The organism is Deinococcus sp. KSM4-11 (assembly GCF_004801415.1).
GTDB lineage: Bacteria > Deinococcota > Deinococci > Deinococcales > Deinococcaceae > Deinococcus.
In genome coordinates, this window is sequence record NZ_SSNX01000002.1 from 23,634 (window position 1) to 48,544 (window position 24,911).

At 68.5% G+C, this 24,911-nt stretch carries 22 protein-coding genes; 9 read left to right on the top strand and 13 right to left on the bottom strand.

The annotated features are described in order from the left end of the window. Window positions 1-135: 135 nt before the first annotated feature. The 3 genes from E7T09_RS07320 to E7T09_RS07330 are packed head-to-tail and all read left to right on the top strand — an operon-like array spanning window position 136 to window position 3,649. Complete coding sequence (locus E7T09_RS07320; protein ID WP_370293770.1) at window positions 136-1,668, top strand: sugar ABC transporter ATP-binding protein; 1,533 nt, start codon at window positions 136-138, stop codon at window positions 1,666-1,668. Next, window positions 1,665-2,681, top strand: coding sequence for an ABC transporter permease (locus tag E7T09_RS07325; RefSeq protein WP_136388545.1), 1,017 nt, complete (start codon window positions 1,665-1,667; stop codon window positions 2,679-2,681). Before E7T09_RS07320 ends, E7T09_RS07325 begins: the two co-directional genes overlap by 4 nt. After that, window positions 2,678-3,649 carry an ABC transporter permease gene (locus tag E7T09_RS07330; protein WP_136388546.1) on the top strand — a complete coding sequence of 324 codons (972 nt, stop codon included), beginning with the start codon at window positions 2,678-2,680 and terminating at the stop codon, window positions 3,647-3,649. The genes E7T09_RS07325 and E7T09_RS07330 overlap by 4 nt, the downstream gene beginning before the upstream one ends. A 41-nt stretch (window positions 3,650-3,690) precedes the next feature. On the opposite strand, the gene E7T09_RS07335 is transcribed toward E7T09_RS07330, so the two are convergent. From E7T09_RS07335 to E7T09_RS07380, 10 genes are all read right to left on the bottom strand, one after another. Then, entirely contained in the window at window positions 3,691-4,581 is an 891-nt protein-coding gene (locus tag E7T09_RS07335) for an N-acetylglucosamine kinase (protein ID WP_136388547.1), read from the bottom strand. A gap of 111 nt (window positions 4,582-4,692) precedes the next feature. Next, on the bottom strand, window positions 4,693-6,222 hold the full coding sequence (locus E7T09_RS07340) for a CoA-acylating methylmalonate-semialdehyde dehydrogenase (protein WP_136388548.1): 1,530 nt from the start codon (window positions 6,220-6,222) through the stop codon (window positions 4,693-4,695). Window positions 6,223-6,324: 102 nt separating this feature from the next. Continuing rightward, on the bottom strand, window positions 6,325-7,677 hold the full coding sequence (locus tag E7T09_RS07345; RefSeq protein WP_136388549.1) for an aminotransferase class III-fold pyridoxal phosphate-dependent enzyme: 1,353 nt from the start codon (window positions 7,675-7,677) through the stop codon (window positions 6,325-6,327). A 111-nt stretch (window positions 7,678-7,788) separates the two neighbouring features. After that, the gene (gene iolB, locus E7T09_RS07350; protein ID WP_136388550.1) at window positions 7,789-8,631 is read right to left on the bottom strand and encodes a 5-deoxy-glucuronate isomerase; all 843 of its coding nucleotides are present in this window, start codon (window positions 8,629-8,631) and stop codon (window positions 7,789-7,791) included. Continuing rightward, window positions 8,628-9,662: an inositol 2-dehydrogenase gene (gene iolG / locus E7T09_RS07355; protein ID WP_136388551.1), complete on the bottom strand. Its 1,035-nt coding sequence runs from the start codon at window positions 9,660-9,662 to the stop codon at window positions 8,628-8,630. The genes iolB and iolG overlap by 4 nt, the downstream gene beginning before the upstream one ends. Next, window positions 9,659-10,483: a class II fructose-bisphosphate aldolase gene (locus tag E7T09_RS07360; protein ID WP_136388552.1), complete on the bottom strand. Its 825-nt coding sequence runs from the start codon at window positions 10,481-10,483 to the stop codon at window positions 9,659-9,661. The genes iolG and E7T09_RS07360 overlap by 4 nt, the downstream gene beginning before the upstream one ends. Next, on the bottom strand, window positions 10,480-11,505 hold the full coding sequence (gene iolC, locus E7T09_RS07365) for a 5-dehydro-2-deoxygluconokinase (RefSeq protein ID WP_205746953.1): 1,026 nt from the start codon (window positions 11,503-11,505) through the stop codon (window positions 10,480-10,482). Before iolC ends, E7T09_RS07360 begins: the two co-directional genes overlap by 4 nt. Further along, entirely contained in the window at window positions 11,502-12,446 is a 945-nt protein-coding gene (locus E7T09_RS07370) for a TIM barrel protein (protein ID WP_136388553.1), read from the bottom strand. Before E7T09_RS07370 ends, iolC begins: the two co-directional genes overlap by 4 nt. 34 nt (window positions 12,447-12,480) lie before the next feature. Further along, window positions 12,481-14,373: a 3D-(3,5/4)-trihydroxycyclohexane-1,2-dione acylhydrolase (decyclizing) gene (gene iolD, locus E7T09_RS07375; protein WP_136388554.1), complete on the bottom strand. Its 1,893-nt coding sequence runs from the start codon at window positions 14,371-14,373 to the stop codon at window positions 12,481-12,483. Window positions 14,374-14,585: 212 nt separating this feature from the next. Continuing rightward, entirely contained in the window at window positions 14,586-15,614 is a 1,029-nt protein-coding gene (locus tag E7T09_RS07380; RefSeq protein WP_370293824.1) for a LacI family DNA-binding transcriptional regulator, read from the bottom strand. Window positions 15,615-15,864: 250 nt separating this feature from the next. Here E7T09_RS07380 and E7T09_RS07385 point away from each other — a divergent pair, with 250 nt between their 5' ends. Both E7T09_RS07385 and E7T09_RS07390 read left to right on the top strand, forming a co-directional pair. Continuing rightward, window positions 15,865-17,841 carry an alkaline phosphatase family protein gene (locus E7T09_RS07385; RefSeq protein ID WP_205746955.1) on the top strand — a complete coding sequence of 659 codons (1,977 nt, stop codon included), beginning with the start codon at window positions 15,865-15,867 and terminating at the stop codon, window positions 17,839-17,841. Continuing rightward, window positions 17,819-18,466: a hypothetical protein gene (locus tag E7T09_RS07390; protein WP_136388556.1), complete on the top strand. Its 648-nt coding sequence runs from the start codon at window positions 17,819-17,821 to the stop codon at window positions 18,464-18,466. The genes E7T09_RS07385 and E7T09_RS07390 overlap by 23 nt, the downstream gene beginning before the upstream one ends. A 30-nt stretch (window positions 18,467-18,496) precedes the next feature. Here E7T09_RS07390 and E7T09_RS07395 read toward each other — a convergent pair whose 3' ends face one another. Then, window positions 18,497-19,198, bottom strand: coding sequence for a GNAT family N-acetyltransferase (locus tag E7T09_RS07395; protein WP_136388557.1), 702 nt, complete (start codon window positions 19,196-19,198; stop codon window positions 18,497-18,499). Window positions 19,199-19,541: 343 nt separating this feature from the next. Between E7T09_RS07395 and E7T09_RS07400 the strand changes: the two genes are divergently transcribed. From E7T09_RS07400 to E7T09_RS07415, 4 genes are all read left to right on the top strand, one after another. After that, on the top strand, window positions 19,542-20,510 hold the full coding sequence (locus tag E7T09_RS07400; RefSeq protein WP_136388558.1) for an aldo/keto reductase: 969 nt from the start codon (window positions 19,542-19,544) through the stop codon (window positions 20,508-20,510). A 313-nt stretch (window positions 20,511-20,823) separates the two neighbouring features. Continuing rightward, window positions 20,824-21,072, top strand: a complete 249-nt coding sequence (locus tag E7T09_RS07405) for an AbrB/MazE/SpoVT family DNA-binding domain-containing protein (protein WP_136388559.1) — start codon at window positions 20,824-20,826, stop codon at window positions 21,070-21,072. After that, a complete protein-coding gene (locus E7T09_RS07410) occupies window positions 21,069-21,452 on the top strand; it encodes a PIN domain-containing protein (protein ID WP_136388560.1) in 384 nt (127 codons plus the stop codon). The genes E7T09_RS07405 and E7T09_RS07410 overlap by 4 nt, the downstream gene beginning before the upstream one ends. Beyond that, window positions 21,449-22,441: a site-specific integrase gene (locus tag E7T09_RS07415; protein ID WP_136388561.1), complete on the top strand. Its 993-nt coding sequence runs from the start codon at window positions 21,449-21,451 to the stop codon at window positions 22,439-22,441. Before E7T09_RS07410 ends, E7T09_RS07415 begins: the two co-directional genes overlap by 4 nt. Before the next feature lie 45 nt (window positions 22,442-22,486). On the opposite strand, the gene E7T09_RS07420 is transcribed toward E7T09_RS07415, so the two are convergent. Continuing rightward, window positions 22,487-23,329 carry a nucleotidyltransferase domain-containing protein gene (locus E7T09_RS07420; RefSeq protein WP_136388562.1) on the bottom strand — a complete coding sequence of 281 codons (843 nt, stop codon included), beginning with the start codon at window positions 23,327-23,329 and terminating at the stop codon, window positions 22,487-22,489. 123 nt (window positions 23,330-23,452) lie between these two features. Beyond that, window positions 23,453-24,745, bottom strand: a complete 1,293-nt coding sequence (locus tag E7T09_RS07425) for an ABC transporter substrate-binding protein (RefSeq protein WP_136388563.1) — start codon at window positions 24,743-24,745, stop codon at window positions 23,453-23,455. Window positions 24,746-24,911 lie beyond the last annotated feature (166 nt).

Consider the following 24,911-nt stretch of genomic DNA (forward strand, 5'->3'; position numbering starts at 1 on the left):
CCGCCCCAGACGCCGACCGTGACCTCCTAAGCGCCGCGCCACGCCTGACCGCGTGGCGCGCCCTTGCGTGCCAGGAGCGTACAGTCAGGATCACCACCGCTTCACCCATTCCCCACCTGGCAAGGAGGACTTCGGTTGACCGCTCCCCCCCCCACCAGCCCGCTCCTCGACATGCAGGACATCCACAAGGCCTTTTCGGGCGTGACCGCCCTGGGCGGCGCGTCCCTGACCGTGGGGCCCGGCGAGGTGCACGCCCTGATCGGCCAGAACGGCGCGGGCAAGAGCACGCTGATCAAGGTGCTGACCGGGGCCTACCAGCGCGACGGCGGCCAGATCCGTTTCGGCGGCCAGGACGTGACCTTCGCGTCCCCGCTCGCGGCGCAGCGCGGCGGCATCGCCACCATCTACCAGGAAGTCAACCTGGTTCCGCTGCGCTCGGTGGCCGAGAACATCTTCCTGGGCCGTGAACCGCTGCGCTTCGGCCTGGTGCAGTGGGCCGCCATGAACCGCGAGGCTGCCCGGATCCTGGGTGACCTGGGCCTGACCCTCGACGTGACCCGCCCGCTGGGCAGCTGTTCCACCGCCGTGCAGCAGATGGTCGCGCTGGCGCGGGCCGTGTCGATCAGCGCGCGGCTGGTCATCATGGACGAGCCCACCAGCAGCCTGAACGAGCGCGAGGTGGCCACGCTGTTCGGCGTGATCCGGACGCTGAGGGAACGCGGCGTGTCGGTGATCTTCGTCTCGCACCGCCTGGAGGAGCTGTACCAGGTGTGCGACCGGATCACCGTCATGCGCGACGGCACGACCGTGTACACCGGCGACATGAGCGGCATCACGCGCCTGCAACTCGTCGAACAGATGCTCGGCCGCGCCGTGAAGAGCGAGGGCGCCCAGACGGGCTTCGTGCGCTCGGGTGGGGGCGGCGCCGACCTGCTCCGCGCCCAGGACATCAGCGGAGGTCGCCTGCGCGGGGCCAGCGTGGACGTGCGCGCCGGGGAACTCGTGGGCCTGGGCGGCCTGCTCGGCTCGGGGCGCAGCGAACTGGCCCGCGTGATCTTCGGTGCCGACCGCGCCCAGGGCGGCGAGGTGCGCGTGCAGGGCCAGGACACCCACTTCCACTCGCCCGCCGACGCGATCCGTGCGGGCCTGGGCTTTTGCAGCGAGGACCGCAAGGCCGAGGGCATCATTCCCGACCTGAGCGTCCGCGAGAACCTCACGCTGGCCCTGCTGCCCAGGCTCGCCCGCGCCGGCGTGGTGGATACGGCCCGCCAGCAGCAGATCGTGGACGAGTTCATCGCCCGGCTGGGCATCAAGACCAGCGACCCGGAGCAGCCCATCCGCGAGCTGTCCGGCGGGAACCAGCAGAAGGTGCTGCTGGCCCGCTGGCTGGCCACCCGGCCCCGGCTGCTGATCCTCGATGAGCCGACGCGTGGCATCGACGTCGGCGCCAAGGCCGAGATCCAGCGCATGATCGGCGAGCTGGCCCAGGGCGGCCTGGGTGTCCTGATGATCTCCAGCGAGATCGAGGAACTCCTCGAGGGCTGCCACGCGGTCACGGTGCTGCTCGACGGGCAGTCGGTGGCGCGGCTGGAGGGCGCAGATCTGAACGAGGGCACGCTGCTGCACGCGATGGCCCAGGGCGCGGCCCAGACGGCGGAGCGCGCATGAGCGGCCCGACCACCGGTACGCCGTCGCCCGGCGTGCCCCGTGCCCGCCCCACGGCCCCCGGCTTCCTCGGCGATCTGCGGCAGGTGCGGGCCAGTGTACTGATCCTGCTGGCCCTGCTGGTCTTCAACGCCCTGTTCACCCCACATTTCCTGACCGTGCAGGCATTGAACGTGAACCTCACGCAGGTGGCGACCATCATCATCGTGGCCATGGGCATGACCCTGGTCATCGCCACGGGCGGCGTGGATCTCTCCGTCGGCTCGCTGATGGCGATCAGCGGCGTCCTGGCCCCCCTGATCTTCCTGAGTGGGGCGTTTGCGAACGCGCCCACGCTGGGACTCATTCTCTCGTTCATCGTGCCGGTTCTCGTCACGCTCGGCTTCGGCATGCTCAACGGCGTGTTCGTGACCCGGCTGCGCCTGCAACCCATCGTCGCCACGCTCGTGCTGTACATCGCCGGGCGCGGCCTCGCGCAGGTGATCACCAACGGGCAGCTCCAGAGCTTCACCAACGACGGTTTCTCCTACCTGGGCCTGGGCCGGCCGCTGGGCGTGCCGTTCCAGGTGTACGTGATGCTGCTGGTCGTGGCCGTGACCTACTGGGTCGTGAAGCGCACCGTGTTCGGCCGTTCCGTGCTCGCCACCGGCGGGAACGCCGCCGCCGCGCGGCTCGCGGGCGTGCCGGTCGGCCGCGTGACCGTGCAGGTGTACGCCATCAGCGGCCTGCTCGCGGGAATTGCGGGCCTGATCGTGGTCGCCATCAACCGCAGCAGCGACGCCAACCAGGTCGGGCAGGGGATGGAACTCGACGCCATCGCGGCCGTCGCCGTGGGCGGCACGCTCCTGAGCGGCGGGCGCGCGCAGGTGCTCGGAACGTTCCTGGGCGCCCTGATCATCCAGCTGATCCGCTTCACGCTGCTCACGCGCGGCGTCCCGGACGCCGGCGCGATGGTCGTCAAGGCCGCCGTGATCGTCGCCGCCGTGGCGCTCCAGCAGCGCCGCAGGAGGGAATGATGGTGGCGCCGGACCGTCCCCGCACCGCCCGCTTGGTCTCGCTGCTCAGCCAGTCCGGCGTGCTGATCGCCCTCATCCTGCTGCTGGTCTTCGGCGGCATCCGCTACGCCAGCCTGAATTTCCTCGGGGCGTACAACGTCGTGTCGGTGTTGCAGGGCACCGCGCCCTACGCCCTGACGGCGCTGGGCATGTGCTTTGTCATCATCACCGGCGGCATCGACCTCTCGGTCGGCAGTGTGGTCGGCCTGTCCGGGGTGGTCGCCGCGCTGCTCAGTCCACACGGCTTCGTGATCGCGCTGCTCGGCGCGGTGGGCGCGGGCCTGCTGGTGGGTCTGGTCAACGGACTGATCATCACGCGGCTGAACATCCAGCCGTTCATCACCACGCTGGCCACGCTGCTCGCCGCGCACGGCGCCGCGCTGCTGCTCTCACACAACGCGGGCGTGACGGTCGCTCCCGCCGTGGTCGATCTGGGGCAGGTCAAGTGGCTGTCCATCGGGATCATGCTCGCGGCCTTCGTGATCGGCGCGGTGGTGCTGCGCTGGGCGCGCTTCGGCCGCAACGCCCTGGCCGTGGGCGGCGGCGCGGACGCCAGCCGCCTGATGGGCCTGAACGTGCCACGCATCCTGATGGGCGTGTACCTCCTCTCGGGCGCGCTGGCGGGCCTGGCGGGCCTGCTGATCAGCGCGCAGTCCGGAGCCGGGCAGCCCAACGAGGGCACGGGCTGGGAGCTCTCGGCCATTGCCGCCGTCGTGGTGGGCGGCACCCTGCTGACCGGCGGGGTCGGCAGCGTCTGGGCCACCCTGACCGGCTCGCTGCTGCTGGGCGTGATCCTGAACATGCTGAACTTCGAGAATGGGCTCGGCGTCGTGTCGCTGTCGCCCTACTGGCAGAGCGTCATCCGCGGCGTGTTCCTGCTGATCGTGGTCGTGCTGCAAAGCCGCACCGCCCGCGCCGCCGAACCCTGAAGACAGCGGAGCAGGCCGGAGCGGCCTGTCCTGATCCGGCCCTACCGCACGGCCAGATGGGCCGCCGCATACCGCGCGGCGGCCTCGGCATGTTCACGCTGCTGGACGTTCGCGCCGGGAAGTTCGCGCGTCAGGGCGGCACGCAGCAGGGAACTCACCCGGAACGCCCCCCCAGTCGCGGTGACCGGCAAGGAACCGACCCGCGCCTGCACCCGGCGGGCCAGTTCCGCCAGCTGGCCCGCCGCCTCGGTCAGCAGCGCGTCCGCGCGCGCGTCACCGGCATCGGCCGCCTTGCCGACCGCCGGGGCGAGCCGCGCGACCGACGCCGCGCCTGGCGTGCCATACACGAAGGCCCGCACCGTCTCCCAGTCCAGGCCGCCGGTGATGGCGGCGACCTCCCTCGCCAGCGGGCCGGACGGCACCACACCCCGGTCCAGATCGTCTGTGAGCACCCGCAGCGCGGCGCGGCCGAGGCTGAAGCCGCCCCCATCGTCCCCGATCCGGTACCCGTACCCGCCCGCCCGCGTGACCGTTCCATCGGCGGCCACGTGGTAGGCCACCGAGCCCGTCCCGGCGTACAGCAGAATGCCCTCGCCTCCGCCCAGATGCGCGCGGTAGGCGAGATCCAGGTCGCCCTCCACCGTCACGCGGGGCGTGTCCAGGCCCAGCACGCCCGCCAGTTCCCGCGCGACGGCCGCCGCCCGTTCGGAGCCAGCGGTGAGGCCCGCCACGCCCGCATGCACCGCCTCCGGCCGACCGGGCAGGGCCGCGGCCAGGGCCGTCAGGGCCTGTGCTCCCGCCGCCGTGTCCAGGAGCGCCGCTGTGAACGGCAGGGACACGCCGCTCGCCACGGTCTGCCCATCGCGTACCAGCGACCACTTCGTGCCGCTTCCCCCCGCGTCCAGTCCCAGGAGGAGGGCAGGACGGTTCAACACTTCACCCACGGAAACTCGGTCATCCGCCCGATTCTGACAGCCCCAGCCGAAACAAACCTGACCATGTGCAGGCTTGGCACATGGTCAGGAACGGGCGGGGGCGCCGCGTCAGCGGTTCTGTGGGAAGCCCAGGTCGATCCTGCTGGTCGCGGGGTCGGGCCAGCGGGAGGTCACGACCTTGCCGCGCGTGTAGAACTGCACGCCTTCCGGGCCGTACATATGCGTGTCCCCGAACAGGCTGGCCTTCCAGCCGCCGAAGGAGTAGTACGACACCGGCACCGGGATCGGCACGTTCACGCCGACCATGCCGACCTCCACGTCGAACTGGAACTGCCGGGCCACGCCGCCGTCCCGCGTGAAGATCGCGGTGCCGTTGCCATACAGGTTGTCATTGATGAGCTTCAGGCCCTCCTCGTAGGTGTTCACGCGGGCCACGCCCAGCACCGGCCCGAAGATCTCGTCGTCGTAGCACTTCATGCCGGGCTTCACGCCGTCGAGCAGCGACACGCCGGTGAAGAAGCCCTGCTCGGCCAGGGCGTGGTTCCGGCCGTCCACGACCACCGTCGCGCCCTCGGCGGCGGCGTTCGCCACGTAGCCCTCCACGCGGTCGCGGGCCTCTTTCGTGATCAGCGGCCCCATCTCGGCCTGGCCGTCGCTGGCCGGGCCGATCTTCACGTTCGGCATGCGCTTCTGGATGGCCGCCAGCAGCGGATCGGCCACGTTCCCCACGGCCACGACCACCGAGATTGCCATGCAGCGCTCGCCGGCCGATCCGAAGGCCGCACTCACGGCCGCGTCGGCCGCCATGTCCAGGTCGGCGTCCGGCAGCACCAGCATGTGGTTCTTCGCGCCGCCCAGCGCCTGCACGCGCTTCCCGTTCCTCGTGCCTGTCTCGTACACGTACTTCGCGATGGGCGTGCTGCCCACGAAGGACACCGCCTTCACGTCCGGGTGGGTCAGCAGGCCATCGACCGCCTGCTTGTCGCCGTGCAGTACCGTGAACACGCCGTCCGGCAGGCCCGCGCGCTGCAGCAGTTCCGCCAGGAACAGGGACACGCTCGGATCCCGCTCGCTGGGCTTCAGGATGAAGGTGTTCCCACACGCGATGGCGTTCGCGAACATCCACATCGGCACCATGGCCGGGAAGTTAAAGGGCGTGATGCCCGCCACGACGCCCAGCGGCTGCCGGATCGAGTACACGTCCACGCCGCGCGCCGCCTGCTCCGAGAACCCGCCCTTCAGGAGCTGCGGAATGCCGCACGCGAACTCCACGTTCTCCAGGCCGCGCGCCAGTTCGCCCAGCGCGTCGGAGTGCACCTTGCCGTGCTCTGCCGAGATCAGCGACGCGATGTGGTCACGGTTGTCGTCGATCAGCGCACGGAACTTGAACAGGATTTCGGCCCGGCGGCCCAGGCCCGTTGCGCGCCACGCCGGAAACGCCGCCTTCGCGATCCGCACCGCCTCGTTGATTTCACCGTCGTCGGCGAGCCCGAGCGTGCCGGTGACCTGTCCGGTCGCCGGGTCGTACACCGGGGACGTGCGCCCGGACGCGCTGTGCACGACCTTGCCGCTGAACCAGTGGCCGATGGGGGAGGGCGTGGCAGTGTCGGTGGTGTCCTTCTGAATGGTGGTGGTCATGAAATACTCCTCTGTACGTGGCGGTCGGGTCGCAGACGACCTTTCGGGGCACCTCCATCGTGGGAGGCGGGACTTGGATTCGTGGAGCTGCGGAGCACGGGCTTAGCCCGCCGCTCCCAGCAAGGCGTCCACCTTCGCCAGGCCTTCCTCGTAGACATCGAGGCCGTGGTCGAGTTCCTCTTTGGTGATCACCAGGGGCGGGCACACCCACAGGAAGTTGAAGCGGCTGTAGGCATACACCTGCTGACCCTTGATGTGGCCGGCCAGCGCATTCATCTCGGGGCTGGTGCCGTTGAACGGCGCGAGCGGTTCCTTGGTGGCCTTGTCCTTCACGAGTTCCAGCACGGAGAACAGGCCCTTGTAGCGCACGTCGCCCACGCAGGCGTATTTCGCCTTCATGGCCTCCAGACGTGTGGCGAGGTGTGCGCCCAGCTCATCCACCCGCTCGAAGATGTGTTCCTCCTCGTAGATGGCGAGGTTCTCGACGCCCGCCGCGCAGCTCACGGGATGCCCGGAGTAGGTCAGGCCGCCCCACAGCATGTGATCCTCGAAGTAGTTCGCGACGCGCTCGTTCACGATCACCGCACCGAGCGGCATGTATCCGCTGGTGAGGCCCTTGGCGCAGGTGATGATGTCCGGCAGGATGTTCCAGTGCTGGGTGGCCACCCACTTCCCGGTGCGGCCGAAGCCGCTCATCACCTCGTCGGTGATCAGCAGGATGCCGTACTTGTCGCACAGGGCGCGCAGTTTCGGGTAGTAGTCGTCGGGCGGCACGAGCAGGCCGTTGCTGCCGGTGATGCCCTCGACCAGGATCGCGGCAATCGAGGCCGGGCCTTCCATCTGGATGACCTCCTCGATATGAGAGACGCACTCGCGCCCGCACGAATCCGGCGTCTTGCCAAACGGGCAGCGGTAGCAGTAAGGATCGAACACGCGCACCACGCCGGGCACGCCGGGTTCCACCGGCCAGCGGCGCGGATCGCCGGAGGCGGTCATGCTGCCCATGGTCGCGCCGTGGTAGCTACGGTACCGGGTGATGATCTTGTCGCGTCCCGTGACCAGCCGCGCCATCTTGATGGCGTTCTCGTTTGCCTCGCTGCCGCCCAGCGTGAAGAAGGCCTTGCTCAGGCCTGTGACCTCCGCGAGTTTCTTGCCGAGCAGGCCGCGCGGTTCCGTCGCGAAGGACGGTCCGGCGAAGCACAGCGTATCGACCTGCTTCTTGATGGCGTCCAGCATGCGCGGGTGCTGGTGCCCGACGTTCAGGTTGATGAGCTGGCTGCTGAAGTCCAGCCACGACGCGCCGTTGCCGTCCGTGAAGTGGCTGCCCTTCCCGCCGGTCATGACCATGGGGGTGGACGCGCCCTGCACGCTCCACGAGAACATGGTGTAGTCGCGGTTCATCTGGGCGATATCGTGCGCCGACGCGACGCCGGGGCGATCCTGGGTGCTGGTCATGGGTAAACCTCCTGAAGGGCAGAAACGATCCGAGAGGCCCCATTGTCCGCCCCTGCCCTCCTCGACTCAAGAGACAGGGTGTCCAAAGCTGGCGACGCGCCCGGGTAAACCTCAGTCCGTGCGGGGTGCTCCACCCAGGGGCAGGGGCAGCGGTCGCCCACCCCAGTCCTGGCGCATCCAGGCCCAGTCGGCCTCGTCCACCGGCGGCGTCCGGCGCTGCTCGCCCACGGCGTCGCCGGCCATGAAATTCAGGTAGTACACGTTGCTGCCGGGCGCGGCGGCCACCGGGTGGTAGCCGCGCGGCGCGAGGATCAGGTCGCCGTCACGGGCGACCAGCGCCTCGTCGTAGTCGTCCTCGGGGCTGTAATTGCGGTGGATGGCCCAGCCGGTCTCCGGCTGCACGCGGTACAGGTACGTTTCCTCGATGTACAGCGAGCCCAGCTGGCCGTCGTGGCGGTGGGGAGGCCAGCCGCTCCAGTGGCCGCTGGGCGTGTAGACCTCGTACAGCAGCAGGCGTTCGGCCGGCAGGTCCGGGCCCAGCAGGTGCGTGACCTGTCTGGTGGCGTTCGCGCCGCCGCGCATCTCCACGCGCATCTCCTCCGGGCAGAACAGGCGCAGCGGAAGTCGGCCCTCGGCGGGCGCGCCGCCGTGGGCGACGGTGCTGTCCGCATGCGCGGTCACGCTCCAAGCCGTGCCGGGCGGCACGTACAGCAGGTGTGGCAAGGCCTCGAACACCGACGGGCGGCGCAGGTCGAAGTCCTGCCCCCCTGCCTGCAGGGTCACTGCCCCGTTCTGGAGCACCACGGCGACCTCCTGACCGCCGGTGCCAAAGGTGCGGGTCTCGCCGGCCTTCAGCGTCTCCACGGCGGAACTCAGGTAGCGCCAGCCCGCGCTCTCGGGCGTGACCGAGACGCCTCCGTCCGGGCCGGGCCTCAGCTGCGTCCGCCCGGTCATGGCGTGGCGGCCGGAACCTGCACGTCCTGCACGCGCACGGTGTGGCCCTCCTTCAGGCTGCGGGTGCACGCCAGCGCCAGCCGCAGCGATTCCACCGCGTCCCGCGCGCCGGGCGTGGGGTTGCGGCTTTCCCGCAGGGCCAGCACGAAGGCGGCGATCTCGGCGCGGTAGGCGTCCCGGAACCGGTCCATGAAGAAGTGGTAGTGATCCATGCCGACGCCCTCGCCGTAGCGCAGCAGCGCCGTCTTCGGGGTGGCGTCCATGACCAGCTTGCCGCCGGACCCGAAGACCTCCGTGCGGACGTCGTAGCCGTACACGGCGCGGCGGGAGTTCATCACGACGCCCTGCGCGCCGTTCTCGAACTTCAGCAGAACGGTCGTCGTGTCCACGTCCCCGATCTCCCCGATGGCCGGATCGACCCGCACGCTGCCCATGGCCGTGACCTCCGCCACCTCCCCGACCAGGAACCGCGCGGCGTCCAGGTCGTGAATCGCCTGATCCAGGAACACCCCGCCGGAGATCTTCAGGTACTCCAGCGGTGGCGGGGCCGGGTCGCGGCCGGTGGCGCTGAACTGCTCGATGACTCCGATCTCGCCCGCGTCGATGCGCTCCTTCGCCTGGATGTACGGCGCGTCGTAGCGGCGGTTGAAGCCGATCTGGAAGGGCACGCCGCGCTCCTGCACGATCTTCATGACCCGTTCGGTCTCCGCGAGGTCGGCGGCCACGGGCTTCTCGCAGAAGATGGCCTTGCCCGCCAGCGCCGCCGCCTCGATCAGCGCCGCGTGCGTGCTGGTCGGCGTGACGATGATCACGGCCTCGACCTCCGGATCATGGATGGCGTCCAGCGGATCGGCGTACGTGCGCGCGGCCCGGGTGAGGCGCGCGACCTTCTGCGCGGAGGCCTCGACCGGATCGGCCACGGCGACCACCTGCGCGTCAGGCAGGCCGATCAGGGCGTGGCCGTGCTCGACGCCCATGCGTCCGGCACCGAGAATCGCGAAACGGAGGGCGGGCAGGGGAGAGTCAGTCATGCGGAGTTCCTTTGCGGATGGAGCAGGTCGAGGAAGGGGGCGGCGGCGCCCTTGACGGCCGCGCGGATGGAGGCGTACCCGGCGCGGTGCGTGGGCAGGGTCGGCGTGGCCATCCACGCGGCGCGCACGGCGCGGTACAGGGCGCTGCCGATGTTCACCTTCGTGACCCCCTGGCGCACGGCAGCCTGAAGGTCGTCCGGGTGGATACCGCTCCCACCGTGCAGGACGAGCGGGCCGCCCGCTTGCGTCTGGATCTCGGCCAGCAGGGTCAGGTCGAGGCGGCTGGCGTGTCCGTGCTCACTGCCCACGGCGCAGGCGATCAGGTCGGCTCCGGCGTCCCGCAGCGCGCGGGCCTGCTGCGGATCAGTCGTGTCCAGCACGTTGTCGTCGGCGCCGGGCAGCCCGAACCCCTCGGCGCTGACTTCCAGCGCGGCGCCGCTGGCATGGGCAATCCCGGCCAGGTGGGCGGTCATCCGGAGCGTTTCATCGAAGGGCAGGCCCTGTCCGTCGAACATCACCGAACCGTACCCGGCGCGCAGACACGCGATCACCTGATCCACGTCCCGCCCGTGGTCGAGATGCAGGGTGACCGGCACGCTGACCTCGTCGGCCAGCGCGCGGATCAGCTGGGCGAACACGTGCGGACTGGCCTGCTCGATGTCGGCCGGGTAGGTCTGGAGGATCACGGGCTTCCCGGCCGCCTCGGCCGCGTCCAGGCACCCCTTCGCCATCTCCAGCGAGCACACGTTGTACGCGGGCAGCGCGTAACCGCCAGCCAGCGCGGCGTGGTAGAGGGGCCGGGCATCGGCGTGGTAGGTCATGGCTGCGCCGCTGCGGGGTGGCCCGCCATGAGCGCCTCGACCTCGTCCCAGGTGGGCGTGAAGTCCGCGCAGCCGATCCGCGTGACCACGATGGCCCCGCAGGCGTTCCCGACCCGCGCGGCCTCCGGCCAGTCCAGGCCGCGCAGCCGCCCCGCGACCACGCCCGCCGCGAAGGCGTCCCCGGCGCCCAGGACGCTCAGCACCTCGACCGGGAAGCCCGGCACGTTCACGGCTGCCAGGCCCTGACGGTGCACGGTGCAGCCGCGCGCACCCTCCTTCACGATCACCACCGGCACCTCGGCCAGCAGCGCGGCGGTGTTGGCGGCCACGTCGCCGTGGATCTCGGGCGCGGTGATCATCGAGTCGCGGATGACCACGCCCTCACGGTCGCTCAGGAGCGCGGCGTTGATCTCCTCCTCAGTGCCCAGCACCACGTCCACGTCGCGCAGCAGGGCGCGGATATTCAGGCCGTAGCCCAGGACATCCGGCCACAGGTTCGCGCGGAAATCCAGGTCGAGGAACACTGGCACGCCCGCACCGTGCGCCCGTCGGGCGGCGTGCAGCGTGGCCGAGCGCCCCGGATCCAGCGCCAGCGCCGACCCGTTCACGACCAGCGCCCGCGCCGCCTCGATGGGGGCGGCGTCGATATCCGGAATCCCGAGCTGGATGTCGGCCGCGTTCTCCCGGTAGAAGGTGATCGGGAACCTGTCCGGCGGCTGGATGCCGAGCAGCACGGCGCTCGTGCGCGTGCCGGGTTTGCGGGGGATGTACCGCGTCTCGACCTGCTCCCGCCCCAGGCCCGCCAGGATGAAGTCCCCGACCTGATCCTCACCCACGGCCGTGAGCAGCGCCGATCTCACGCCCAGCCTGCTCGCGCCCACCGCGATGTTCAGTGGACTCCCACCCAGGTACGCCCCGAAGCGCGTGATCTCCGTGAACGGCTTCCCGATGTCGTCCGAATACAGGTCGATGGAGGAGCGGCCCACCGTGAACAGCTCGATGGTGGCGTCCGGCGATATCACGCGCCGCCCCCGAGGCCCCTCAGGTACTCCAGATTGGCGCGCGCGCTTTCCAGCGGTTCGCCCATGCCCGGCAACACGTCCTGCTCCACCGTGATCCAGCCGTGGTAGCCACTGCTCTGGAGCTCGTCCAGCACGGCCGGGAACGGCACCACGCCGCGCCCCAGTTCGCAGAACACGCCCGCCCCGACCGCCTGCTGGTAGGTGAGGCCCGCCGTGCGGGCGTGGGCGGCCACCTCCGCCGACATGTCCTTGAAGTGCACGTACCAGATGCGCTCACGCAGCGCCCTCAGGCCGTCCAGCACGACCTGGGCCTCGCTGGTGCCGCTGCCGTACAGGTAATGGCCGGTGTCGAACACCAGCCCCACCAGCGTGGAATCGGTGCGGGCCAGGAACGTCTCGATCTCGGCCGGCGTCTCGACGTACCCGCCGCAGTGGTGGTGGAACACCGTGCGCAGGCCCGTTTCGTTCCGCACCGCGCGGGCGATCCGCTCGGCGCCGGATGTGAAGGCCGCCCAGCCCGCCCCGTCCAGAGACAGCTCCGGCGTGATGTGCCCGGCGTTTCGGAACCTCGGCGCGTCCCGGCTGTGCTCGTCGGCCAGTACGACCAGAGGCTGCCAGCCGTCGCCCAGGTCGGCCACCGCCGCGAGCTGTCGGGCCACGCGCAGGACGCGCGATTCTCCTTCCGCATGCGCGGCCGGGTCGCGCAGGTACACGCCCTCGTACGCGCCCAGCATGGTCAGGTGCCGGCTGGCGAGGGCCTCCCGCAGCGCCGCCACGTCCGTCGGGAAGTACCCGTAATCGCCGAGTTCCGTGCCCCGGTACCCGGCCTGCACGAGCTCGTCGAGCATGCGCGGCGCGGGAATGCCCTCGCCGAAGCCCTCGATGGTGCCCCACGAGCAGGGCGCGTTGCCGAAGCGGATGGATGGTGGGGTCGCGGTCATGGCCGTCCCCGCCCTTGACTGGAGGGAAGTCTGTTCATTTCACGTCCTGTGGCTGGGTGGAGGGAAAGTACGTGACCTGGTTCGCCAGATGGCCCTCGTAGGCCCGCCGGGTCGAGGCCACGGTCTCCTGAGCGGACACCTCGGCAATGGGCACGTCCCACCAGCTCTCGAAGCCAGGGACGCGCTCGCGCAGGTTCACAGGCACGACGATGACGTGCACGCCCCCCTGCGCCTGCGCTTCCTCCAGCGCGGAGCGCAGGTCACCCAGCGTCTCCGCCCGAACCGCGTGCGCGCCCATGCCCTGGGCGTGCTTCACGAAATCCAGGTCGACCGTGGGGCCGTCCGTGCGCCCCGTCGCCGGATTGCGGTGCCGCAGCTCATTGTTGAAACTGGGCGAGCCGCACTCCATCTGCAGGCCCCGGATGCTCATGAACGCGCGGTTGTCCACCAGCACCACCGTCAGGTTCACGTTCTCCGCCACGGCCGTGACCAGCTCGCTGTTCATCATCAGGTACGAGCCGTCCCCGACCATCACGACTACGCGCCGCCCCGGCTCGGCCAGCGCGACGCCCAGCCCCGCCGGGATCTCGTAGCCCATGCACGAATACCCGTACTCCACGTGGTACGCCTTCGGGTCTTCCGCCCGCCACAACCGCACGAGATCGCCGGGCATGCTCCCCGCCGCGCAGATCACCGTGGCGTGCCCACCGATGGTGTCGTTCACCGTGCCGATCACGCTGCCCTGGGAGGGCGGCGTGCTGCCGGTGTCCTGCCGCTGGGCGTCCACCGCCGCGTTCCACTCCTGTCGCAGGGCGTTCACCTCGGCGGCGTACCCGGTGTCCACCGTGTAGCCAGCCAACGCGTGGGCCAGCGCCTCCAGGCCCTGCCGGGCGTCGGCGACCAGGCTGAGTGCGCCGAGTTTCGCGGCGTCCATCGGCACCACGTTCAGGCCGATGACCTGCACGCCCGGCGCGAAGGCCGTCTTGCTGGCGGTCACGAAATCTCCCAGGCGCGTGCCCACCGCCACGATCAGGTCGGCCTCCCGGGCCAGCCGGTTCGCGGCCAGTCCGCCGATGGCGCCGATCGGCCCGGCGTTCTGTGGATGGTTCCACGGCACGGCTCCCTTGCCGGCCTGCGATTCGCTGAAGGGAAGCCCGGTCGCCTCGGCCAGCGCCGTCAGGGCCTGCCCGGCCCCGCTGTAGATCACGCCGCCCCCGCCGATGATCAGGGGTCGCTTGGCCGCGCGGATCAGGTCGGCGGCCTGCTGGATCAGGTCGGGTTCGGGCACCGGCCGACGTACCCGCCACACCCGCTCCTCGAACAGCGCGTCCGGCCAGTCGTAGGCCTCGGTCTGCACGTCCTCGGGCAGCGACAGGACGACCGCGCCCGTCTCGGCCGGATCGGTCAGCACACGCATCGCCTCGGGCAGCGCCGACAGCAGCTGCTCCGGCCTGGAAATCCGGGTATAGAAGCGGCTCACGGGGCGGAAACAGTCGTTGACGCTGAGGTCGTGTTCGGACGGGTGTTCCAGGCCCTGGAGCACCGGATCGGGAATTCGGCTGGCGAAGTGGTCGCTCGGCAGCAGCAGCACCGGCAGGCGGTTCACGGTCGCCAGGGCCGCGCCGGTCAGCATGTTGGTGCTGCCGGGACCAACAGAGGCGGTGCAGGCGTAGGTCTGCAGGCGGTTGCGGTGGCGGGCGAAGGCGGCGGCGATGTGCACCATGCCCTGCTCGTTCTGCGGCCGGTACGTGGGCAGCCCAAGCCCATCTCCGTATTCTTCGAGCGCCTGCCCGACACCGGCGACGTTGCCGTGTCCGAAGATGCCCCAGACGCCGGGAATGAGCCGCTGGCGTACCCCATCCCGCTCACTGTGCTGAGCGGCCAGGAAGTGCACCAGGGCCTGCGCGACCGTCAGGCGGCGCGTCATGGGCGGCCCTCCTCTGACATGCTGTCCCTCCTGAACCCCTGCCCGTTCACCGTCTCGACCGTTTGACTGCCGAGGCCGGGTGGTGGTCTGAGAATCCTGTTTTCATCTTGCCTCCCGGTGCGCCTGGACGGCGGCGGTGCGTGAACGGGTCGGAACTGGAGTCTGCTGGAACCGGTGGCCACGAGTGAGGCGTCGCTGCGGCGGTGGCCCGGTCATGGCGGGGCCACCGACCCCCGCGCGATGAAGGGAGCGTCAAGTCGCACGTGCTGGGGCACGTCACCGCCGGACAGGGCGGAGATCAGCACCTCGCAGGCGCGGACGCCGAGTTCATACGTCGGCTGCGCGACCACGCTGATCGGCGGCTCGTGCAGCAGCATCAGGCGGGAATCGTCGAAGGAGATCAGCGAGAGGTCGCCCGGCAGTTTCAGGCCCAGCGAGCGCATGGCGATGATCGCGCCGACCGTCATCTCGTGGTTGCTCACGAACAGGGCCGTGGGTCGCCCGGCCGGGGCAACGTCCAGCAGCTCCAGCGCCGCCGCCCGGCCGCTGGGCTCCAGGTCGTTGCCGTAGCGGACGAGCGTTCCGTCGTACGGCAGCTGCGCCTCCGCGAGGGCGTCCTGGAAGCCCTGGTGGCGTTCGTGGGCGGTACTCACATGCAGTTGCCCGAAGATGGCCCCGATGCGCCGGTGCCCCTGCGCGATCAGGTGGCGCACGGCCTGACGGGCTCCGCTCCGGTTGTGCACCTGCACGGTATGGGCGCCGTCCAGGCCGCTCTGCCGGTCGAGTTCCACGACGGTCATGCCCTGGAGCAGCCGGGCGTGCTGGATCGTGTGCGCGCTGGGAATCAGGATCAGTCCCTGCGGCATATGGCTGCGCAGGATCGACAGCGCCTCGCGCTCACGGGCGGCCGAGTCGTCGCTGGTGAACAGGATGACGTTCAGGTCGTTGCGCTCGGCGGTGTCCTGCACGCCCTTGACCAGCGTGGCGTGGAAGGGGTTGAGATCCGTCACGACCAGGCCGATGGTGCGGGATTCCTGCTGGCGCAGGCTGCGGGCCAGTTCGTTCTGCCGGAAACCTGTGGCCTCCACGGCGTTCAGCACGCGCCGCCGCGTCCGTTCCGCCACCAGATCAGGGCGGGACAGGGTGCGGGACACCGTGGCCGCCGACACGCCCGCCAGTTTCGCAATTTCGGCCAGCCGGTTGACTGTAATTGCTCCACCCCCTTCACCCGTAGCCGGAATATGAGAAAGCTACAAACGTTTGCAAGAACCCATACTCTAGCCGACTGATTCGTCTGGCCGACCCTCTGCCGGCGTTCCGCTATGCAATGCGAGCAGCGTAGAGAACGAAGGGGCTGGTGTCAATCACAGCCCGGAACACCCGGGCCCCAGGCCGACCATCCACACAGCAGTGGAGAGGGCCTCCGGTGACGGATCCGAAGCGGCCTGGGTAGCTGACAGAATCCTGATGAACGAGGAGCCTGATAACGCCGTGAAAACGATCCCCCTGAGTGCGGGCGTGCTGCTCGCCAGCCTGGCCCTGGGCAGCTGCTCGATGACGCACACCACGACGCCCGCCGCGATCACGCCGCACCGGACGATCATCTTCGTGTGGGACGGCATGCGGCCGGACGCGATCTCGCAGGCCGACACACCCAACCTGTACGCCATGCAGCAGGCGGGCGTGAACTTCAAGGACAACCACTCGACCTACCCGACCTTCACCATGATGAACGCCGCCAGCCTCGCGACCGGGTCGTTCCCCGGCACGACCGGCTTCTACGGCAACACCCTGTGGGCCCCCGGCGCGACCGGCGCCGACTCGGGTGGCAAGGCCGTGAGCTTCCAGCAGCCGGCCTTCACCGAGGACTACGCGATCTTGCAGGATCTCGACACCTTCTACTCGGGGCAGTTGATGCAGGTGGACACGCTGTTCAAGGTGGCGCAGGCCAAGGGCCTGAAGACGGCGGCGGTCGGCAAGTCCGGCCCGGCCTTCCTGCAGGACTACAAACGCGGCGGCGTGGTGCTCGACGAGCGGCACGCGTACCCGGCGTCGCTGGCCACCGGCCTTCAGGCGGCCGGGCTGCCGCTGCCGAAGCTCACGCCCATCGCCTACCCGGACGGTTCGGTGACCCTGAGCGCCACGAACGGCGATCCGACCGCCGGGAAGGCCAAACTCACCCTGACCGACAAGGTCACCAGCGACCCCACCACCGCGACCACCGAGCTGAACGCCGATGCGAATACGTACCTGATGTCCGCGTACCTGAATTACATCCTGCCCACGGTGAAGCCCGACCTGAGCCTGGTGTGGCTGCGCTCGCCGGACTCCACCGAGCATGCCTACGGCGTGGGCACTGCGCCGTTCCGCGACGCGCTGCATACCCAGGACGCCCTGCTGGGCCAGCTGCGCGCCAAGCTGACCGCGCTGGGCGAACTCGACAGCACGAATATCATCGTGGTCAGCGACCACGGCCACTCGAACGTGGCGGGTGACGCCACGCTGTTCCCGCTGCGCGCCATCACGGCAGGCGCCACCGGGGCGGTTGATCCCAGCGGCTACGCCGTGTCCGGCGACGTCCGTACCGCCGACCTGATGACCCGCGCGGGGTTCACAGCCTTCGACGGCAACGGCTGCATCAACGATCCCGTCATGAGCGGCCTCAAGGCCGACGGCACCCCGGTGTACACCCCCAAAGTGGACGCCGACGGCAGCATCTGCGGCGCGGCGGGTACGGCCTATGTCACGCCCAGCTACAAGGTGCCGGCCACCCTCACGCCCGGCAGCTTCGTGATCGCCGCGAACGGCGGCAGCGACTACCTCTACCAGCCCGAGCACGACGCCGCGCAGGTCGCCAGGGCTGTGAAATTCCTGCAATCCCGCCAGGAGTACGGCGCGATCTTCGTCGACGACCGCTACCAGATTCCCGGCACCCTGCCCATGAGCAAGGTGCACCTCGAAAATGCCAGCGGCCGCAACCCGGACATCGTGGTGAGCTTCAACTTCAATGCCGCCGCGACCGTGCAGGGCTTCCCCGGCACCGAGTACGAGAGCGCCGGGAACAACCGGGGCATGCACGGCTCGTTCAGCCCCATCGACGTGCACAACACGCTGCTCGCCAGCGGCCCGAACTTCCGCACCGGCTTCGCGAACACCGCCCCGAGCGGGAACGTCGACGTGGCCCCAACTGTCGCCGCGATCTTCGGCGTGAGCCTGCCCAAAGCGGACGGCCGCGTGCTCTTCGAGGCCCTCAGGGGCAACGACGCGCTGACCGTGCCCGTGACCGCCCAGACGGTCACCCCGGCCTCGGCCGCCACGGGCCTGATCGTCGCGCGTCCCACCGATCCCGACGGCAAGGACATCGACGCCAGCCAGACGTCGTACTCCTTCGACCTCAAGGTGAAGACCGTCACGCAGGCCGGCAAGTCCTACACCTACCTCGACCGTGCCGCGCCCGTCCGCAAGTAAGCTCCTGGCCGTGGCCGCGCTGCCCACCCTTGCTCTGGCGGGCGGGGCGTGGGCGGCCCCGTCCGCCACCTGGGCGCAGACCTTCGGGGACATCAAGGCCGCTGTGCACCTGGTGGCCACCTTCCAGGACGCGCAGGGCCACGCGCAGCCCCTGGAATTCTGGCGATCCGCGCAGGGCCACGTCGTGCGCCGCACCGGGCAGCGCACCGAATTGCGCCTGAGCCCCGCCGCGGACGGGGAAGACCTCTACCAGCTGCGGAACCTGCCGGGGAAGGTCGCGTACACCGTTCACCGCGTGAACCTGTACCGGCTGGGCATCTTCACAGATCGGTGGAGTGTGCAGCACCTGCTCGACCGGCCCACGGGTGCGGTGAGCCTGACCCGGCTGAGCGGCGCTGCAGCGACCATCGCGGGCCAGTCCTGCACGTGGTGGCGGATCCAGCCTGCCGGAGCCGTCGCTCAGGAGACCTGCTGGTCAGCGAGCCTGGGTGTGCCCCTGGCCCTCCGGGCGGGTGGCCACGACCTCATGCGGGTCACGCGGGTGAACCGGGCCGCCCTGCCCGACGCGACCCTGCCGCCCGGCTGGCACGAACTGAATGCCGACGTGGACATCTCGCCGGACTGACCCCAGGGGCGTGCCGGTTGCCCCCAGCGGTCAGGGAGTCAGACCGCTGGGGGCAACCGGCACAGTCGCGTGGATGCCCACGCGCTCCTCGAAACCCACCCGCCGGTACGCGCGAACGGCACCGGCGTTGTCCGTCTTCACGTGCAGGAACGGCCGCTCCCCACGCGCCAGGATGCCCTGGCTGACCCGCTGCACGAGCGCCTTCCCGTACCCGCGCCCCTGGTGATCCGGGTGCGTGCAGACGGCGCTGATCTCAGTGAAGCCGCGCAGGTGCAGGCGCTCACCGGCCATCGCGACCAGCTGGCCATCCACCCGCAGGCCGTAGTAGGTTCCCAGTCGGTACGTCTCGGCGGCGAACGGCCCTGGCCGGGTGAGGTTCACCAGAGCCAGCATGTCCGGCACGTCCGCCTCACCCAGCACCGGATACTCCCTATCCGGTGCTTCGTCCACAGTGTCACCGACCATCTGGACGATCACGAAGTCCTGCAGCACCGTCCAGGGCCGGGGCACCTCGAGGGCCGCGGCGGTGAGCGTGATCGCCATCATCTGTGGCCCGAGCACTTCGGCCAGGGCGGCGAAACCTGCCGGAGTGGGTTCTTCCATCGCCGCAAAGCGCGCAATCGTCGGCGGGAAGGCACGGGCCAGCCCGCGTCCCTGCGCGAACGGGGCCTGCTCGGTGGTCAGGGCCAGCCAGACCGGATGATCGAGCGGATGGACGGCAGAATGGGTCATCGGGCTCCAGTGCCCTCCAGAACGGGTTCCACTGCGTTCCTCCGGAGGCAGGAAGAGTATAAGGGCCGCCCTCGGAACCGTCCGGCACTGCGTGTGGGCGGTTCACAGGCTCACCTGTGGAGCTTTTACGAGTGGCGTCAGCCTGCGTGACTGACGGCTGATTCCGGAGAACACGGCAAGATCGCCGCACGAATAGGCAACCCACCGTGAAGCGCGCCGACCATACTTGGACGCAGCTGGGCCGGAGATACACATGATCCGCTTGCGGTTCGCCACACGCGACCCCGTTCCGCACCAGCGATCAGACCTGTCCAGTTCATTCCCTTTCACCGGAGGAACACACATGCAGCAACGTCAACTCGGGAGTCATGGCCCCCTCGTCTCTGCGCTCGGCCTGGGCTGCATGCGCATGAGCTTCGGCGACGCCCCCATCGGCAACACCGCCGAGATGATCACCTTCCTGCGCGCCGCCGTCGAGCGCGGCGTCACCTTCTTCGATACTGCCGAGGTCTACGGCCCGTTCACCAATGAGGAACTTGTCGGTGAGGCCCTCGAACCCTACAAGGGACGCGTCGTGATCGCCACCAAGTTCGGGTTCAATCCCGGCCCGGACGGCAAACCCGCCCCCGGTACCGGCGTGAACAGCCGACCCGAACGCATCCGCCAGGTGGCCGAGGAATCGCTCCGGCGCCTCCGGGTGGATGCCATCGATCTGTTCTACCAGCACCGCCCGGATCCTCAGGTGCCCATCGAGGACGTGGCCGGCACCGTGAAGGAACTGATCCAGGAGGGCAAGGTCAGACATTTCGGCCTGTCGGAATCCGATGCGCCCACCATCCGGCGCGCCCATGCCGTGCAGCCGGTGGCGGCCCTGCAGAGCGAATACTCGATCTGGTGGCGGGCGATCGAGCCGGAGATCCTGCCCACGCTGGAGGAACTGGGCATCGGCCTGGTGCCCTACAGCCCCCTCGGACGCGGATTCCTGACCGGAACAATCACGGCAGACCAGACGTTCGCCAGCAACGACATCCGCAGCCGCAACCCGCGCTTTACGCCTGAAGCCATCCAGGCCAACCAGAGCGTGATCGACCTGCTCGGACGGATCGGCAAGCAGCACGCAGCCACACCCGCGCAGATCGCCCTGGCGTGGCTCCTGGCCCAGAAGCCCTGGATCGTCCCGATTCCCGGCAGCCGCAAACTGGAACGCCTCGACGAGAACAACGGCGCGGCAGACATCGAACTGACGGCGGCTGACCTGAGCGACATCGAAACCGCCATGGCCGGGATTGAGGTCGTGGGCGACCGCTACTAGCGGGGCGCGCCGGTGGATCGGTGATTCAAAGCCCTGGAGGAATGAAGTTCCTCTATATATCTATATATGCAGTACTCCTGTGAGGTTCACTCACCGCCGTGGAAATGGATGCTGCCCTCAGGCGACCTTGAAGGGCAGCCTCCTTGTGGGGTCGACAAGATTGAGGAAGTCAACGTTTGCACCACCGTGATCGGCGACACTATTCTGCGCTTACCCGCTTCTCTTACCTAACAGACCTTAGGTAAGAGAGAACAAAGTGGTCGAAGCTGTGCCACTTTGATGCGTAGCCGTACATATTTTGTAGTCTTGTGGCATGACCTACACCAGATCCCACGAAATCAAGGTTCATGCCCAGGGTCGGATTGTCATTCCATCCGAACTCCGTCAGGCCATGCGGGTACAGGAAGGAGAACAGCTTCTCGCACGGCTGGAGGATGGCCGCCTAATTCTGGAACGCCGGATGGATGTCCTCCACAGATTGCGCTCGGCGTTTCAGGCAAGTGACGCCGTGGCTCAAAGGGAGCAGGATCTGGCATCGTCCGCTGAACCGGAGCACGCATGACGCAGGTGGTACTGGAGACGGGTGCCGTTCTCGCGTGGCTCAGGCAGGAACCTGGAGCTGAACACGTGGAGGCTCGCCTTCCCGGTGCGTTGCTCAGCAGCGTGAGTTTCGCAGCGGTACTGGCCACTATCGCTGACCGTGGCGGCAACGTTCGCGCCGCCAGTGTGGATCTGGAGGCGTACGGACTCGTGGTTCAACCGTTTACCGCGGAACACGCGGAACTCTGCGCCGTGTGGCATCCATACGCGGCCACGCATGGCCTGTCACTGGAAGACCGGGCCTGCCTGGCCCTGGGGAAAACGCTGGGCGCGACGGTCTTGACGGTCGTCCCAGCCTGGGCCACGCTGCCGCTCGGCGTGAGCGTCCACGTCCTGCCATGACGCTCGTTCCGTACCAGGGCGATCTGCTGGCGCGCACGCGGGAGTGGACGAACCTCCACGATGACGAACTCCGCCGCCGGGCCGTGCAGGCCGCCGGCGAGAAGGACGTCGCGGCCCTCGTGTCCCTCACCACCGCCTACCTCGCGCACTCGGGTGGCAGCGGGGTGCTCACCAGTCCCCGCACCGTGGAGGCCTATGCCCTCGGCACCCGGCAATTCGTCGAGTACGCCACGCGGCAGGCAGTGAACCTGCTTCGTCCTGGCCGGCATGACGCGCAGAGTTACGTGAACCAGATGCTCGCAGATGGCCGCAAGCCGGCGGGCGTGCAGCTCAAGGTCGCGGCGGCCGGCTGCCTGTACCGCGCGCTGCGCTGGGCGGGTGCGACCGAAGCCGATCCTTTCCGGGATGCGCGGGTGCCGAAAGACCGCACGTCCGGTCTCGTGAAGAGGCCGCCGTACACCGAGGACGAACTCGCAGATGTCATCGACGTTGCCGACGTGCACGCGAAATTCCTGGTGTTCCTGACCGCCCATGCGGGACTGCGCATCAGCGAGGCCCTGGCCCTGGCCTGGGATGACCTCGACGAAGCGGCGCGGCGCATCCAGGTGCGCAGCGGGAAGGGCCGCAAGGCGCGGACAGTGGCCATGAGCACCAGCCTGGCACGCGCCGCGCGGCATTACCGGGCCCTGTTCGGGCCGGGCGGCCCCGATCACGCGGATGGCAAGCGCACCACGCCGGGAACGCAGGTGTTCCGGTATGCCAGCGTGATGACGGCCCGGTACCACCTGGAAAAGGCCTTCCGGGCGGCGGGCGTGGGCTTCCGAGGGTTTCATCCGGGGCGCAAGTACGCCGGGACGCGGCTGTTGCAACAGGTGAAGGATTTCGGCCGGGTGGCGGCGCACCTCGGACACGAATCCGTGGACACCACCCGCAAGGGCTATGCGGCTCTGGCGGTCGACGACCTGAAGGACGATCTCAGCGGCTGGTGATCCGGGACTGAAGGAGCGAGACCAAGGCCTTGACTCCTCTTCTGTTCATTCGCCGCTTGCTGCTGTGGCCGGCGAGTCGTCACGATCGGTGCGTGGTCGGGCGACCTCCGCGGCCAACTGGTGGAGGGCTGGCAGATCCATCCCGGCGACCGCCGCATTGACCCGGCGCGCAAAGTCCTGAGGAGCTGTTGGACAGCGGGCCGCTCGTTCTACCGCTCCCTTTTCATTGAGCAGCCACAGGTGGGCCCGCGCACAGATGACCTGCACCATGGCCATGACCGCCTGAAAAGCGCATCCCTGAACATAGGACAGGTCACCGCGACCAAGCCCCTTGTCGGCACCCCCCAGCCAGAAGGCAGGCGCCCAGCCGTACGCCCCCTCGAGGGAGCGACTGAGCGCCGGTGGATAGACGCTGACCTGCGCTCGGAGCGCCTCCAGGCGTCCCGTCGGGTCGTCGAGAATGACGCACGAGGCCAGTTCAGCCGCGTACTGATGGCCATGAATGCCGTGTGGGTGACCCATCTGGACGTGCAACGTGACCCGACCCTCACGGGCCTCCTGAACACTGTGCGCGACGCGGCCGAGTTCCCGGTAGATGATGTCGACCCGCCTTCCCTGGATGGTGAGCCACGCTCCCCCATTCACCCACGGGCCCCAGCCACCGGGGTCAGACGCGGTCGCAACTCCTGAATCGTCGAGATCGGCGCACAGTGCGTTGAGGGCGGCCATGGCCAGCGGAGCGGTGTGGTCGTAGCAGATCCCCAGGTCAAGGTCGGACGTCGAAGTTGCGGTGCCGGTCGCGTATGAGCCGCCCAGGACGACTCCCTGCACACCGGGAATCTGGAGCAGCCGGCGGGCCACGCTGGACGCCAGATCAGGAATGGCCATCCCTGATTCTAGCCACCGCGTTGACGGGAACGACAAGTCGGGGGTCTCAGAATGCAGGCACTCTGTGACCGGTCCCCTGCCAGCTCTCACCATCCAGAACCAAATGAGCTGGCACGGCGGTCGTCACTTGAAGTTGGCATTGTACTCGGCGAGCGCCGCATCGGCCCGCGTCTTGGCCTCCTTGAGGGCCTCATCCACTGAGGTGCCGCTCAGCACCCGCTGGATGGCTTCCTCCACGATCTTGCGGGTGGCCGGGCCAGCACCATTGAGGGCGCCGGCCGTCGCAGGACTCGGAATGGTATTCGTCTGCTGGTTGAAGGCCACGAGCTGGAGGGGCGCCTTCGCGAGCCAGCCCTCCGCCCGGAGCTGCGCGATGGAACTCTGCCGCACCGGGTAGTAGCCAGTGAGTTTGTGCCACTCGGCCATGTTCTTCGTGTTCGTCATGAACAGGGCGAAATCGAGCGCGGCCTCGGCCTTCTCCTTGCTGATGTTCTTGGCAATCCACAGTGAGGCGCCGCCCAGCACCACGCCGTTGCGCTTGCTGCCGGTCGGAATGGGCAACACGCCCACTCCCAGGTCGAAACCGGCCTTCTTCGCCGCGTCGCCGTTGTTGCCGATCTTCGAGGTGGAGGTGATGTGGTACACGACCTTCTGGTTGTTGAAGATCGCGTCGCTGCCGTCGTAGTCCTCGAGCTTCCCGGTGTAACTGTAGTAGCCGTTGTCCTGAAGAGTCTTAAAGAAGGTGAAGATGGTTCTGGCCGCCGCGCTGTCGAGGTTGGTCGCGGTCGCCCGGCCGCTGCGGCCGTTGTCGTTGTTGAGGAAGGGCTGGCCCTGCTCAGCCATCCAGTTTTCGATGAACCAGCCGTTGAGACTCATGCCGAAGCACTTCACGCCCAGGTTGGCGGCCTCGATCTTGCGGCAGTCGGCGAGCAGCCCGCCGAAGGTGGTCGGAGGGCGTTTGGGATCCAGGCCAGCCTGCTTCATCAGTGTCTTGTTGTAGTACAGCACTGGACTCGAGGAGTTGAACGGCAGGGAGTTCACTTTGCCCTGAATGGTGTAGAAGTTGATGACTGGTTTGATGTAATCGCTGAAATCGACGTTCTTGATGCCGCTGACCGGCTGAAACACGCCGCTGTCCAATGCCAGCTGACTGCCTCCTTCAAAGATCTGGGTGAGGGCCGGTGGGGTGTTCTGCCGGGCAGACAGGATGGTGGCCGTGATCAGATCGTTGTCGTTGCCTTTGAATGTCGGGATCACCTGAACACCTGGATGGGCTTTGGTATACTCGTCGGCCCGATCCTGTATCCATCCACCCCTTTTGGCGTCGCCAAACGTATGCCAGAATTCCACGGTGGTCTGGGCAGCGGCCTGTACTGAAAGCGTGGCGACGATGATAGAGAGTGTCAGTATTTTCATTCAGTTCAGCGTATAATCCGCTCATCCAATATGTTGTAAGAAGAACCTAAATTCCTATTGTTGGGGCATTTCTTACATTGTTACTGAGATGAGTCCTGTTGAGACCACGTGTGCCGAACGTGGTGGTTCAGCAACATAGGCTGGGTTGCCGGAACTGTCCAGAGGT

Coding starts and splice junctions, on each gene's coding strand:
- E7T09_RS07330 (WP_136388546.1), top strand. CDS start 2,678: ATGATGGTGGCGCCGGACCGTCCCCGCACCGCCCGCTTGGTCTCGCTG.
- E7T09_RS07325 (WP_136388545.1), top strand. CDS start 1,665: ATGAGCGGCCCGACCACCGGTACGCCGTCGCCCGGCGTGCCCCGTGCC.
- E7T09_RS07415 (WP_136388561.1), top strand. CDS start 21,449: ATGACGCTCGTTCCGTACCAGGGCGATCTGCTGGCGCGCACGCGGGAG.
- E7T09_RS07400 (WP_136388558.1), top strand. CDS start 19,542: ATGCAGCAACGTCAACTCGGGAGTCATGGCCCCCTCGTCTCTGCGCTC.
- iolG (WP_136388551.1), bottom strand. CDS start 9,662: ATGACTGACTCTCCCCTGCCCGCCCTCCGTTTCGCGATTCTCGGTGCC.
- E7T09_RS07370 (WP_136388553.1), bottom strand. CDS start 12,446: ATGACCGCGACCCCACCATCCATCCGCTTCGGCAACGCGCCCTGCTCG.
- iolD (WP_136388554.1), bottom strand. CDS start 14,373: ATGACGCGCCGCCTGACGGTCGCGCAGGCCCTGGTGCACTTCCTGGCC.
- iolB (WP_136388550.1), bottom strand. CDS start 8,631: ATGACCGGGCGGACGCAGCTGAGGCCCGGCCCGGACGGAGGCGTCTCG.
- E7T09_RS07340 (WP_136388548.1), bottom strand. CDS start 6,222: ATGACCACCACCATTCAGAAGGACACCACCGACACTGCCACGCCCTCC.
- E7T09_RS07405 (WP_136388559.1), top strand. CDS start 20,824: ATGACCTACACCAGATCCCACGAAATCAAGGTTCATGCCCAGGGTCGG.
- E7T09_RS07410 (WP_136388560.1), top strand. CDS start 21,069: ATGACGCAGGTGGTACTGGAGACGGGTGCCGTTCTCGCGTGGCTCAGG.
- E7T09_RS07360 (WP_136388552.1), bottom strand. CDS start 10,483: ATGACCTACCACGCCGATGCCCGGCCCCTCTACCACGCCGCGCTGGCT.
- E7T09_RS07345 (WP_136388549.1), bottom strand. CDS start 7,677: ATGACCAGCACCCAGGATCGCCCCGGCGTCGCGTCGGCGCACGATATC.
- E7T09_RS07395 (WP_136388557.1), bottom strand. CDS start 19,198: ATGACCCATTCTGCCGTCCATCCGCTCGATCATCCGGTCTGGCTGGCC.
- E7T09_RS07425 (WP_136388563.1), bottom strand. CDS start 24,745: ATGAAAATACTGACACTCTCTATCATCGTCGCCACGCTTTCAGTACAG.
- E7T09_RS07420 (WP_136388562.1), bottom strand. CDS start 23,329: ATGGCCATTCCTGATCTGGCGTCCAGCGTGGCCCGCCGGCTGCTCCAG.